The organism is Clostridium sp. DMHC 10 (genome assembly GCF_001270375.1).
Lineage (GTDB): Bacteria > Bacillota > Clostridia > Clostridiales > Clostridiaceae > Clostridium_S > Clostridium_S guangxiense.
Map to the genome: position 1 here is coordinate 2,831,905 of NZ_LGVB01000015.1, position 13,610 is coordinate 2,845,514.

Annotated in this window: 14 protein-coding genes; 5 read left to right on the top strand and 9 right to left on the bottom strand. The window is 29.8% G+C overall.

Features of this window, described 5'->3' with window-relative positions:
- Positions 1 to 42: 42 nt before the first annotated feature.
- From AGR56_RS15635 to AGR56_RS23005, 9 genes are all read right to left on the bottom strand, one after another.
- On the bottom strand, positions 43 to 816 hold the full coding sequence (locus AGR56_RS15635; RefSeq protein ID WP_053242992.1) for an alpha/beta hydrolase: 774 nt from the start codon (positions 814 to 816) through the stop codon (positions 43 to 45).
- A gap of 137 nt (positions 817 to 953) precedes the next feature.
- A complete protein-coding gene (gene buk / locus AGR56_RS15640) occupies positions 954 to 2,024 on the bottom strand; it encodes a butyrate kinase (protein ID WP_053242993.1) in 1,071 nt (356 codons plus the stop codon).
- 190 nt (positions 2,025 to 2,214) lie between these two features.
- Positions 2,215 to 2,802: a rubrerythrin gene (gene rbr, locus AGR56_RS15645; RefSeq protein WP_053242994.1), complete on the bottom strand. Its 588-nt coding sequence runs from the start codon at positions 2,800 to 2,802 to the stop codon at positions 2,215 to 2,217.
- A 73-nt stretch (positions 2,803 to 2,875) separates the two neighbouring features.
- Positions 2,876 to 4,258, bottom strand: a complete 1,383-nt coding sequence (locus AGR56_RS15650; RefSeq protein ID WP_053242995.1) for a radical SAM protein — start codon at positions 4,256 to 4,258, stop codon at positions 2,876 to 2,878.
- Between the two features lie 533 nt (positions 4,259 to 4,791).
- Complete coding sequence (locus AGR56_RS15655; protein ID WP_242851490.1) at positions 4,792 to 5,331, bottom strand: MerR family transcriptional regulator; 540 nt, start codon at positions 5,329 to 5,331, stop codon at positions 4,792 to 4,794.
- Between the two features lie 40 nt (positions 5,332 to 5,371).
- The gene (locus tag AGR56_RS15660; protein WP_053242996.1) at positions 5,372 to 6,118 is read right to left on the bottom strand and encodes an ABC transporter permease; all 747 of its coding nucleotides are present in this window, start codon (positions 6,116 to 6,118) and stop codon (positions 5,372 to 5,374) included.
- Entirely contained in the window at positions 6,118 to 6,846 is a 729-nt protein-coding gene (locus AGR56_RS15665) for an ABC transporter ATP-binding protein (RefSeq protein ID WP_053242997.1), read from the bottom strand. Before AGR56_RS15665 ends, AGR56_RS15660 begins: the two co-directional genes overlap by 1 nt.
- Before the next feature lie 259 nt (positions 6,847 to 7,105).
- Positions 7,106 to 8,005, bottom strand: coding sequence for a hypothetical protein (locus AGR56_RS23000; RefSeq protein WP_278279662.1), 900 nt, complete (start codon positions 8,003 to 8,005; stop codon positions 7,106 to 7,108).
- The gene (locus AGR56_RS23005) at positions 7,990 to 9,258 is read right to left on the bottom strand and encodes an Orn/Lys/Arg decarboxylase N-terminal domain-containing protein (protein WP_278279663.1); all 1,269 of its coding nucleotides are present in this window, start codon (positions 9,256 to 9,258) and stop codon (positions 7,990 to 7,992) included. The genes AGR56_RS23000 and AGR56_RS23005 overlap by 16 nt, the downstream gene beginning before the upstream one ends.
- 579 nt (positions 9,259 to 9,837) lie before the next feature.
- Here AGR56_RS23005 and AGR56_RS15675 point away from each other — a divergent pair.
- From AGR56_RS15675 to AGR56_RS20880, 5 genes are all read left to right on the top strand, one after another.
- Positions 9,838 to 11,373 carry a DrmE family protein gene (locus tag AGR56_RS15675; RefSeq protein WP_053242998.1) on the top strand — a complete coding sequence of 512 codons (1,536 nt, stop codon included), beginning with the start codon at positions 9,838 to 9,840 and terminating at the stop codon, positions 11,371 to 11,373.
- A gap of 73 nt (positions 11,374 to 11,446) precedes the next feature.
- Positions 11,447 to 11,929 carry a hypothetical protein gene (locus AGR56_RS15680; RefSeq protein ID WP_053242999.1) on the top strand — a complete coding sequence of 161 codons (483 nt, stop codon included), beginning with the start codon at positions 11,447 to 11,449 and terminating at the stop codon, positions 11,927 to 11,929.
- A gap of 7 nt (positions 11,930 to 11,936) precedes the next feature.
- The gene (locus tag AGR56_RS15685; protein ID WP_278279712.1) at positions 11,937 to 12,470 is read left to right on the top strand and encodes a DrmE family protein; all 534 of its coding nucleotides are present in this window, start codon (positions 11,937 to 11,939) and stop codon (positions 12,468 to 12,470) included.
- A gap of 5 nt (positions 12,471 to 12,475) precedes the next feature.
- The gene (locus AGR56_RS20875; protein ID WP_053243001.1) at positions 12,476 to 13,306 is read left to right on the top strand and encodes a hypothetical protein; all 831 of its coding nucleotides are present in this window, start codon (positions 12,476 to 12,478) and stop codon (positions 13,304 to 13,306) included.
- Positions 13,290 to 13,610, top strand: a complete 321-nt coding sequence (locus tag AGR56_RS20880) for a hypothetical protein (RefSeq protein WP_053243002.1) — start codon at positions 13,290 to 13,292, stop codon at positions 13,608 to 13,610. The genes AGR56_RS20875 and AGR56_RS20880 overlap by 17 nt, the downstream gene beginning before the upstream one ends.

The window sequence follows — 13,610 nt, forward strand, 5'->3', positions numbered from 1 at the left end:
ATTAAAAAACAGTGTATCATTTTTAAGTTTACAATACAAATTCTAATCTGCAAGCTTTTTGTTAAAATAATCAACTACATAATTAATTATTTTCTTTTCCCACTTATTGTTTTCAAATGTATGATTAGCATCTTCTATAACCTTAAGTTCTGAGTTTTGCTTATATATATCCATATATATCTTCGATGTATTAAAAGTGACAACCTCATCTGAAGTACTGTGTATTATCATAGATTTTTTATTGTATCTAGAAGCTCTTTCAAATATATCTATATTTTTTATATCATCCATAAAATTCTTTCCAAGCAAAAAACCTTGTATATCAAAACATCCTTCTCTAATATATTCATTATATTTGTCTCCAATAAATACTTCTTTAACAATTTCCTCCATATTACCTGCAGGCGCTAATAAGCATAAGGTATTAATTTCCTCTCTTCTATCTCCAGCTATAACACTGGCAATAGCTCCTCCCATGCTATAACCAAACACTCCTATTTTATCTCTATCTATAAAATCAAGGCCTTTTACATAGTCAAAAATGGCATTTGCATCGTCAATTTCATTTGCGAAAGTCATATCACTAAAATCTCCATCACTCTCACCACTGCCTATAAAATCAAATCTAGCACTTGCAATGCCATGCTTTTCTAAAATCCTAGATAATTTAACAAATGCAAAGTGAGGTCCCATTTTATTTCCACCAAACCCATGGTAAATAATAACTATAGGTGTTTTTTTATCTGCCTTTTCAGGTATATGAAGCATGCCCCTTAATGTTAATTCTCTGCTTTTTATTTCAACTGATCGCTGCATTTTAATGCACCCCTTTTTTATTTCAAAGTATTTCAATATATTTAGTATATATTAATTCGTTACTTTTTTCAATAAAAATGGTACATTATAATTATAATAAACCACCTAAAATCCCAAAATATCAAGCACTCTGGTTTTTACAAGTATTCTTTTGCTTTTTCTCTTTCCTCTAAAACATCCAGAGCACCCTCAGCAAGTGCAAGCATTTCATCTTCTCCTGGATACACTACTATTGGTGCTATAAATGAAACTTTTTTTGATATAAAGTTGATTATTGGTTTTCCATATGCCATACCGCCAGTTAATATTATAACATCTACCTTGCCATCAAGCACCGCTGCTGCAGCTCCTATATCCTTAGCCACTTGATATCCCATTGCCTCTTCAACCTTTTTAGCTTTCTCGTCACCTCGAAGAGCAGCCTTTTCCACCTCAAGAGCATTATTAGTTCCAAGATATGCAACAAATCCTCCCTTACCAGTTATTTTTTTCAACATTTCATCTTTTGTATAACTTCCACTAAAACACATTCTAACTAAGTCTCCAGCTGGTAATCCTCCACTTCTTTCAGGTGAAAAAGCTCCATCTCCGTCAAGAGCATTATTAACATCAACTATTCTTCCCTCCCTATGAGCACCTACAGATATTCCACCGCCCATATGCACAACGATTATTCTTAAACTCTCATACTCTTTTCTACACTCTCTTGCATATCTTTTTGCAACAGCTTTTTGATTTAATGCGTGAAATATACTTTTTCTTTGAATTTCAGGTATTCCTGAATATCTTGCAATATCGTCCATTTCATCTACTACTACTGGATCTACTATGTATGCTGGGATATTCAGCTTATTTGCAATTCCATCTGCAATTAATCCTCCAAGGTTAGACGCATGTTGACCTTGAATTCCAATTTTTAAATCTTCAAGCATTTTTTCATTGATTTTATATGTTCCACCTACTATAGGCTTTAAAAGCCCCCCCCTAGCTACAACAACATCTATTCTATTAATATCAATATCTCTCTCTTCTAGTATCCTTAATATTACGTTTTCTCTAAATTCAAATTGTTCACATATATCTTTGTAGTTTTGAAGCTCTTCAGTTGAATGCTTTATAGTTTCAACTAAGACTTTCTTATTATTATCAAATATTGCAATTTTAGTTGAGGTTGAACCTGGATTAATAACTAATATTCTAAAATTCAAAATAACATCCTCCTAGTATTTGTATTTTTGTGTAAACGTTTACCAATATATGCTTATATTATCTAATGTTACATCTATTAATAATATAGACATATTTTTTTTTATTATACGATTACACCATAAAATTAAAAAATAATATCTTACATAAAAAAACGCCTGAAAAATTTTAAACTTTTCAGGCGCTCTTTAATCAATATTTCTCGCTTAAAATTTCGAAATAGCTTTGGGGATGCAGGCAAGCTGGGCATATTTTAGGTGCTGACTCGCCCTCATATATATAACCACAATTGCTGCATATCCATAATTCTTTTTTATCTTTTTTAAATACACTATTGTTTTCAATATTCTGTACTAGCTTTCTGTATCTTTCTTCATGATGTTTTTCAACTGTAGCTATGAGTCTAAATGCAGCTGCCACAGCTTGGAATCCTTCTTCCTCTGCAACTTTTGCAAACTTAGGATATAATTCAGTCCATTCCTCATTTTCACCGTTAGCTGCTGCCGTAAGGTTGGTTTTTGTATCTCCTAAGGCTACTGGATACCCGGCATCATTTATTACTACTGCTTCCCCGCTTAGATCTTCCGCTAAAAATTTAAAAAATCTTTTTGCGTGCTCTTTTTCATTTTCAGCAGTCTCAGCAAAAATCTTAGATATCTGAACGTATCCTTCTTTTTTAGCAACAGATGCATAGAATGTATATCTATTTCTAGCCTGTGACTCTCCAGCAAATGCTTTCATTAAATTTTCTGCCGTTTTTGTACCCTTTAGATTACTCATAACAAATCACTCCCTTTTAAATAAACCTATAATTAATTTTTCGACGTTTTATCTAATATTCCTTCTAAAAATTTTATCCTTTAGCAAAGTTATCATTTCCCTTTTCATCAAAGACTTCCTTCCATGCCTTTTCTGCATAAGGCACAAACTCATCTGCACTCTTAGTTATCTTTTCATGAAATTCTTTATCATGAAGCATCTTTTCTGCACCATAATCATCAGGTTTAGCTCCTGTTTCCTTGCATACATGCAGTATAACATCTGTATTATCTATCATCATGCACGGTCTTAACATATTTTTATTATATGGTTGAATTGATCTCAATTTTTTAAAGAAAGGATCCCTAAATGCATCGATAAGATGTCTTCCTTTCAAATTAACTGTAGAAAAATGAGAAAATATACAAGGTTCAACATCTTCCTTTGAATTAATATGAAAATAGTACTTACCAGCAATGCATCCACCAACATATGGAGCATCATTAAAGAAATCAATTGTAAAATACGGTTTTGTAGCTCTTATTTCTCTTGATCTCTTACCAAGAAAATCCCTTTGCTCTGCCGTGAGCATCATATCAAAATCTTTGTCATCACCATTTACAGGCATAAATAAGAAGTACCAACTCATTCTCGAACCTTTTTCAATTAGCATATCTGTAAACTCATCGCTTAGCACAGTATTTATATTAGTTCTTGTTACAGCTGAAGATACTCCAAACAAAATTCCTCTCTCATGAAGTAAATCCATAGCTTTTAAAACTTTTTTGTATGTTCCTTTGCCTCTACGATCATCTGTATCTTCTTCAAAGCCTTCAATTGAAAGCATCGGTATAACATTTCCACATTTTTTAAGCCTGTCTGCTATTTGTTCATTTAAAAGAAGTCCACTAGTAAATGGTGTAAATGTTATATCATCATACTTTTCATATATGTCGAGTAAGTAATCGTTAAAGAAAGGCTCCCCGCCAAGTATTATAATATAATAAATTCCAAGGTCCCTTGCTTCTCCTATTATTCTATCAACCTCTTCAGGTGGTATATCATCTTTTTTACTAAAACTTGATGCGTAACATCCCTTGCAATGAAGTGGACATCTCATAGATGGACTTATGAGCATAACAAATGGAATTTTGGTATTTTCCTTTTCCATATATTTTTCCCTTTTAGGTCCTGCATACCAATTGGCGTTAGCAAAGAAATTAGTAAAAAACTTTTTTAAACATCTATTATCAGTATTTTTTAAAATATCTTGGATGAAATCATGCTTTGACTTATCGTTTTTATAATACTTATAAACATGATCGATCTGAGCTATTGCTGATTTGTCTTTTGTTAAATGATAAATTGCATTAAATATCTTATCGACATTTTCTTCTGGATTCTTATCAAGATATCCAACAATCTTATTTATAATTGCTTGCTTAGCTGCCTTTTCTAAACTGTTCTTGATTTCCATAAATAATTCCCTCCCACTAAAACTTAATAATCTATAATTTCATAAATTATTGCCTATTTAAAACTTAATTAGAGCGATTATTTATCCCAATTACATTATATGCTTCATTTTCTACATATATCTAATTATAGCACATAAAATTTATTTATACACACTTAAAATAAATTCATTTTTGAAACAGACAGAATGAAGTAGCATAGAATAGAGAATTTTTAAAAATCCTTTACTCTATACTACTTCATTTTAATTTCATATGAATTCAGGTAACTTTACAGGGATTTGAATTTCAGTCAACCATTCCTCTTCTCTTTCTTTATTCCATATTCCATCGATATAAGATTCTCGTATGTTTCCTATGATCTCATAATTATTCTCTTCTATCCACTCAAAAGCAAAAGCATAAGTTTCTCTAAACTTGCTGTAAGTTCCTTTATGAAGAATACAAACTGCATTGTCTATACCATCAATTTCTTTAAATTTTAATATATTATTATTCTCTTTTTTACAAACTACTCTCTCACATACTTCAACATCTATATTTCATCTTTATATTCACCATCATGATACATAGTAAAACAGTAATTAGGTTGAAATTTTTCACACTTAAGTTTATTCAATTCTTTTTCCATAATATTATTACTTATATAGAATAATTTATCATAGCTTTTTATAGTTTTTCTTATAGAAGCAACTATGACCTTCGGTATATCTTTAATAATTGGTGTATACATAAGATTAATTCTACCACTTTTAGCTAAATTAGAAATACTCCTTATCTGAGATAATTTTATTTCTTCATTTTTTATATTTCTTTTTATTTCTTCTTCTTTTAATTTTAAAAATAAATTTAATGCCATTGGATTATCAATAATCTCTTTTATATCTTGAAGGGATAATCCCATTTGCTTTAATGCCAATATTTGATGAAGTTTGGGAAGCTGATGTGTTGTGTAATATCTATATCCAGAAAATTCATCTACATGTTCTGGTTTAAGAATTCCTATTTCATCGTAATGCCTTAAAGTCTTAGTAGTTATCCTATTTATTTTTGAAAACATACCTATTGTATACAATTAGTACACCTCTTTCTTGTCTATCGATATACTACATATATTACTCTTCCCACTTAAAACTCTTCAATGAGATAACTATACATAAAACTGCTATAGCTATCATAAATACTATCGAAAACATAATGTTATATACTGGCTCTCCTAAAGAAGTTTCCTTTAGAAGCTTTATACCTTGTGTAAGTGGCATTACATTTGAAACCTTCTGCGCACTTCTGGGTAATATTTCATATGGAATTGTGGCTCCCGATAAAAATATCATTGGAAAATAAACTAAATTACATATTAAGTTCGCTATTTTCACATTAGGAGCTAAACTCGAAATCAACCCTCCAATACTGTAAATACATATTGTCACTAATATAAACGTAAGCATAAACTTAATTATAGATCCATTCATTGTATATCCAAAAGCAAGTTTGCATACAAAAAAAACTCCTAAAGCTGAAATAGTAGTAATTGCAAAACATACTACTATTTGAACTACTATTATTTCCATCGGACTAACTGGTGTAACCTTAAATCTTTTCAATATACTTTTATTTCTATAATCTGAAATAACTATCGGTAGTCCCATAAGTCCCGTTGCACAAATTCCTATTGACACAACTGCCGCAAAAGATGCTTGCAACATAGTATAATTTGCCCCCTTAAAAGCAGGCTTATTTCCATATATAATTCCAATTAAAAATGCAACTACCATTGGAAAAATTATTCCAAAAAAAATAGAATCCATACTGCGAATAGCTAATATACCTTCAACTTTTAGCATAGTTTTAAATGCTTTCATTATTCTAATTCCTCCTCACCTGTATAATATAGATAAGCGTCCTCAAGCCTTTCTTTTCCACTGATCTTTATTACATTTTGCACAGTATCACAAATAACCATATTTCCCTCTTTTAAAATACAAATTCTATCGCACAAATATTCAACCTCATCCATGTAATGTGAAGTTAAAAAAATAGATATTCCTTTACTTTTTAATTTCTTTAAGTATCCCCATATTTCTCTTCTAGCTTTAGTATCTAATCCCGTTGTAAGTTCATCTAAAAATACAATTTCAGGCTTTGGAATAAGTGCAAGTAAAACCGATAACTTTTGCTTTTGTCCTCCAGAAAGATCAGAAACAAAGTTATTTCTTTTATCGTAAAGTTTAAAATCTTTTAAAATACTTTCATAGTTAACTGGATTTACATACAATGACGCTGTCATTTCACATATTTCCTTAACTTTTATCTTATCTTGATAATTAGATTGTTGAAACTGAACCCCTACTCTCTCAAAAAGTTTTTTTCTATTCTTTATCGGATTCATGTTAAGAAGAACTACTTTTCCCTCCTCAAACTTTTTAGTTCCAAGAATGCATTCAATTGTACTGGACTTTCCCGCACCATTATGCCCAAGAAGTCCAAAAATTTCTCCACGCAATACCTTTAAACTTAAATTTTTGACAGATGTAAAATCACCATACTTTTTTGTAAGCTTAGATACCTCTAATACAATATCCTTTGACATTTTATCAACTCCTCTTGTAAAAGTTTAAAGCTTCCCCTAAGGGCAAAGTCAATAGCAAATAGGCTTATAAAAAAAGGACTTATTGAACAATATCAAAGTCCTTACAATAAAAAAATGTTTTTTATAAACTTACTGAGCATGGTGAAAAAGTAAATACAATGCATAACGAATATTTCATTACTTCAAGCGAAAATGACATTAAAGTTATAAATAATTTTTTCATTGAACTACCGTGGGAGCGAAGCATTGTTACTTCGCCTTATTTGTGCCACACATATCCATAAGCATTAATAATGCCATTTTCTCTTTCTAAGTATACTCCCTGAATCTCCGGAGCAAAACCTGGAAACTTATTGATCCCTTCTTTTAATATTAGAAAATACTTTTGAGCAACTTTATTCCATCTCTCACCCGGTGCAACACAGAATATTCCAGGTGGATATGGCAAGGCTCCTTCTAATGCTACTTTTCCTACAATGTCCTCTAATGGCACAAGTTTAGCATTATTTCTTACCAATTCCCAATTAGCTTCCTGTGCCGTAATTACCTGCTCTGGAAATGAATCTGCTCTAAATAACCTTTGCTGATATGTTTTTGCGTCATTATCTTTATAAAAATCATGCATTTCTTGGCACAACATTCTAATAGTATATCCTTTATATCTTTCTGTATTATCATTGTAAAGTCTAGGCAATACCTGTTCCAATGGTAAATCTTTTTCTACGAGCTGCTCAAATTTAACAAGCTGATCTATCATTTTATTCATTTTTTCAATACTTTCTGCTGGTGTTAATAAAAATAATATAGAATTCAGGTCATTCTTTTCTGGTATAATTCTATTTTCTCTTAAATAACTTGCAAGTATTGTGGCTGGAATACCAAAATCTTCATATTCTCCACTTTCAACATTAATACCTGGTGTTGTGAGCATAAATTTATTTGGATCTACAAAATACTGATTCTCACCATATCCCTCAAAAGAATGCCATTTTTCTCCTGGTTTAAATTTAAAAAACTCAATATTATTTGCAATCTTGTCTGTATCATACTCTTCCCATTTCCTTCTGTTTACAATTGGTGGGATAAATGGTCTAAATAATGAACATCTTTTTAAAACTGATTTTCTTGCTTCAATACCTAACTTTATACAATCTGCCATAGCCTTTTTCCAGCTTCTCCTTCCTGCATTCTAGCATTAACATCTAAAGCCGCAAACAGTGGATAAAACGGACTCGTTGAAGCATGAAGCATATATGAATTATTAAAACGCTTATGATCTACATAGCGCTTTTGACCCCTTATATGACTATCTTTTTTATGTATTTGGGAAGTTTGAGAAAATCCCGCTTGCTGCTTATGAACAGATTGAGTAACTAAAATACCTGGATCTTCTGGTCCAAGCTTTAACAGTAAAGGTGAACAATCCCTCATCATAGGAATAAACTGTTCATATCCAACCCAAGCTGAGTCAAATAAAATATAATCACAAAGATGTCCAATTTTATCAACCACATACCTTGCGTTATAAATTGTCCCATCATAAGTTCCAAGTTGAATAACTGCTAACCTAAATGGTCTTTTATTTTTAGCTTTCTCAGGATCAGCTTTATCTGCTAAACCGCGCAAATATTCATCATTAAAGCAGTGTTCATCTATACCTCCAATAAATCCAAATGGATTACGTGCAGTTTCTAAGTATACAGGCTTACCTCCTGATTGGACTAAGGCAGAATTATAAACTGATTTATGATTATTTCTATCAAATAACACTAAATCTCCTGGAGCAACTACAGCATTTATAGCTACAGAATTTGATGTACTTGTTCCGTTCATAACAAAATAAGTTTTATCAGCATTATATACCTTAGCTGCATGTACTTCAGCTTGCATAGCAGCTCCTTCGTGTATAAGCAAATCTCCTAATTCAACATCTGCATTACAAATATCTGAAAGGAAAACATTCTTACCATAAAACTCATATAAGCATCTTCCTGCTGGATGTTTACGAAAATATTCTCCTCCTTGATGCCCTGGACAATCAAACTGTAAATTTTTCTGAGTTGCATAATTACTTAACATTTTAAAAAACGTAGGCAATACCCTATCTTCATATTCGCTTGCCGCAGCTTCTATATCCATACTATAATGGTTTACGTCAATTTTATTTACGTTTATAGAATTATAAATTTTGCTTGTTAATTCATCGTTAAGCTTATGTATATTTTTCAAAATAACAAAAACAGGTATTTCAAATTTTGTATTGTATACCTTGTTAATTAATTCCTCATTAGAATCAATCAACACAACTGAAGCTACATCGGTATAGTCAGTATTTTCTGCTGGAACTATATCTCTGCTAGTTGAAAAATACTCTTCTGCTTCACTGGTGCAAGCAATTTTTAGATACTTCATGGCCAATCCTCCTACGTATTTAATACATGGCAAAACTGTATTTTTTACAGCTTTACAATTGTTAAATAAAACCTTTCCAAGGTCATATTTTATAATTTTTTAAATCCCTTTGTCAATATATAATTTTTAGTATTTAGTAAGAATTTTATACACTTAATATAGATAGGCAACGTGAAAGATTGAAATTACTAATATCAAGTTTATCCTGTTAAACTGGAATTTGTCGAGCTGAGTGAAGGGTTTTAATTCGCCCTGCTCATTAAAAAACTAACTTTTTCACTTATGTGAAAAAGTGAAGGGTTTGACATAGCTTTGCTTGTCAAAGGTGAAGGTTTTTGCCACGGCAAAATTACATGCAGCATAAAAACTGCCAGCAGGGTTATACCTGCTGGCAAAAAAAGATTTTATTTTTTTAACTGTCTACTTGACGGGAAGCAGTTCAGCTAATGTGACACCTTTTTAATAAAAAATGAATAATATATTGAAATTTTATAAAAAAAATAAATAGTAAAAACTAGAAAAATGGTTAAAGATGGTCTAACATATAATATAAGTAATATTATTGGCAGGTGTTTAAAAGTGAATAAAATCAAAATAGTATTAGATAGCATAAAAAGAATGAAAATTAAATACAAAAAACAAAATGTTCAATTAGAATCATTTGAGGATTTACTAATAAATAACTTTTTAAATATTCTTAATAATAAGGATAAAAAGATATTATTCATTGGAATAGAAAAAGAATTAATGTCTATCTTATTAATAATAGTATTATCAATAAAGCAATATATGGATAATATGGAGAATCCGGATAATAATATTCTACATACAATAAAAAATGGTGATAAGGTAGTTCTAAGAGGAAATGTATTTACATTTGATAAGATAGATATAGATGAAATAAATAATAAAAAATATATATACTTATTTGGAAAAAATAAATTAAAAACATTACTACCATATGAAAATTCACATTTATTAACACTATATAACGGACAAGCGAGTAGAATCAATAAAGTAAAAGGAGTTTTACAGAAGTACAACATAACTAAAAGATTTATGTCTGAGATAATGAAAATAGATGAACTAAAGTTAGATGGAGTAATTAAAGAAAGTACAATTGTTGTATTTGAGAATAAAGATGAGTTGTACAATTTAATTAACTCATTAGAAATAATTTTTAATGATAAGAGATATACGATTTCAGAATTATTTCCATTTGCATACTATACATCCGAAGAAAATTTTCAATATTTTAAGGGAAATAAAATTAAAGAAAATCCAGTAATAAAGTTTGCTTCTAATATTAGTACAGCAGTTGATATTATTGGAAATGATGAAAATGTGAAAAGTATTGTATTAATTGGCGAAAAGACATATAAAGATTCATTGGAAACTGAGCTGAGAGAAGTTAGTATGATAGACGGTATAAAAAAGATATTGGTGGTGGATACCTGGGAAAGTAATTTTGATTTTTCGCTGCTTGTTGGTGATGACGAGCCTTACAATATATATGCTCTAACTCAGGAAGTGCTACTAGATAATGTTAATTTATATGATGAAGCATTAAGAAATTTAAAATCTAGCCTGCAGCTGAAAAATTATAATCTTCTAGAAAATTTAATTAATAAAAATATTGATATATATGAAGTTGAAAATTCAGAAATAATTAATAAGAATATTTATAGTATAAGTGAAAAACTAAAAGCTTTATTTGATTATTCTGATAACAATTTAAATGTATTAAGTTTTATAAAAATAACTTACTATTTGTGTAATAAAATAGAACAAACTATTTTGCCTTTAGAAAAATGTGAGGATAACTTAAATAATTTAAAGATGAGATTAGATAGCCTAAAGGATATATTTACAACCTTTCCTAAAGAAAGAATTGAGTATGAACTGATGGAAGGGGTAATTTCTCAAGTTGAAGAAATCTTAGATGCTTTATTGAAGAAAAATTATAAAATAAAAATAATAAGTGGAAAACTTCTAGAAGGTAAAAAAACTCTGCTGGTTATAAGGAATGCAGAAGAATTTGCTAAGGTTGAATGTTGCTGTAGAACATACAGAAAAAGTAAAGTAATTGTAAAGAAGCTGGATAAAAAAAGTTAATATTTATGGAAATGAAAATCTAATAATTCCATGCTATTTTAAAGAAGGATATTTTAATATACTCAATACTAATATGGTTCAAAATATTAAAATAGTGACCTATAGACGTGAAAAAATTAGAATTAAGGGATTAATGAGAAGAAATAATCAAATGTTAAAATTAATTCTAAAAAATAATAAATTATCAGAGGATGAGGAATTTGAATTGCCTCAAATAGTTGAACATCTTTTGCCAAAATCTAATTATATTGAAAACAAAGATTCTTATGAAAATGAAGAAAATTTTAATAGTATTGAGGATGAAGTTCAAAAGATTATATGGGAAAACAAAATAAAAATTTTTGTTAATGAAGATAAAGCATGTGGAGGAACGTCTAATAGTAAAATTAAAGTAAGCAGGATAGTTTATTTTGAAGATGAAAATTATTCATTTTTATCTGATAATTATCAGGCCAATATTGTAGATAGCAGCAGTAATGATATAAAACAGAAAAGTATTTCAGAATTGATACTTGGAGATAAGATGATTTTTACAAAAAGTAAAAATATCTGGTGAGCAGGATATAGTTAAAGTAGTTATTAAAGAACTTTTAAATCATGAAGAATTTGAAAAGAAATTTGGTAGATATTTTATCTTGAATAACTTATGGAAAGACTGCCTAAGGAATTATATGAGAATTTATAATTTAACAGAAAGAGATGTTAGCAATGAATTTAAACTATATGGAAAGCAAATTACATCAATGGCTATAGCAAGTTGGTTAAATGGCAGTATCATTGGACCAATTGATTCGGAGGATATTCGCACAGTTGCAAATATAGTAAAGGATAGTGATCTACATGAAAAACTAGAAGAAGCAATAGTTGCTTGCAAGACAGAAAGGAAGATACAAGTCCAGGTAAGAAAGTCTATTGCAAAAATAATAATCAATTCGTTATTTAACAATAATGAAAAAGATGACGAGATATATAACATTGTAAAAAGTACTATAGGTGATTTAAATAAGTATGCATATATAGGAACAGTTTCTTTCATTGAAAATATTGAAGAAAAAATAAGTTCTCAATATGTTAATAAGGTTATTGAGGGGGATTAATAACAGTGATAGATGAACTAGAATGCATTAGAATTAGAAAAGAAATAATTGAAAGAGTAAAGGCGGAGATGCTTGGACCGGGTTCAGAGAATATAGGAATTGATGCCAAGTATGAAGTGATTTCAGATTCACCACTTGAAAGGTATTCATTAGGAGTGCTGTTTCCACAGGAAAATTTATTTGAGCAAGATGAATCTGAAAAAGAAAGATCGAGTGAAAGTGATAATGAGGAGATAAATGAAGAAATAGAAAAAGAAATAGAAAAACAGGAAGGTAAATCATCAAAAGGTTTTCAAACAGTTCTATCAGAAGATGAAGAAGCTCAAGAAGAAATAAGTATGACCAATCAAACTTTGCCTTCAGCAGTAGGGCTAACTTTTTTTGTAGAAGGGGATATAAAGGAACTTAACATAACAGTAAGCTGCGCTAAATATAGGGCAAGTAAATTTAAAGATTGCGCTGTTAGAATTGAGAAAGATATAGATATAGAAAAATATTCTTTAAATGAATATTTGTATGAAGAAGATGGATTAATAAAATTAAAAAGAAATTTATCTAGAAAAGATGTATTTGAATTGGTTTCAGGCAGAGATGTACAAAAAGAAAGACCAGATATAGAAGAAATATTATATAAGCTTTCTGACTTATGTTCCTCTGAAGAAGGTAGAAAGCATACAGGTTATGTTAGAAATCCATTTTTGGACCATAAGAATATATCAGTACCTTTAAATAAAGAATTTAATAAGATTTTTATTACAGAAGATGGAGAAATTAGCGAAAGTTCTGGAGTACTAAAACTTACAGTTTCGAGGAAAAATTATGAAAAAAAGATCTAATAGTTATACTGTAGTTTTAGTGAATGATCAAAAGGTAAAAAAAACATATAAAACTTGTTTCTTTCAGCCGGAAATAAGAATTACCACAGATAGTAATGCTTTTAAATTTATTGAAGGATATAGTATACAGAAAATAAATTCTGAATTTATTGATAAGGAAGAAATGGTTTTTGACTTACTCTATAGAAATAAGAAAAGTTATGCGGTAGGACATGGAACTGCAACAGGGCAGAAGGTTAATGCTGAAACTGGAACAGGAGAAGTATTTACAGACTTTTCCCAAGTTATCAAATTCCACAGTTAG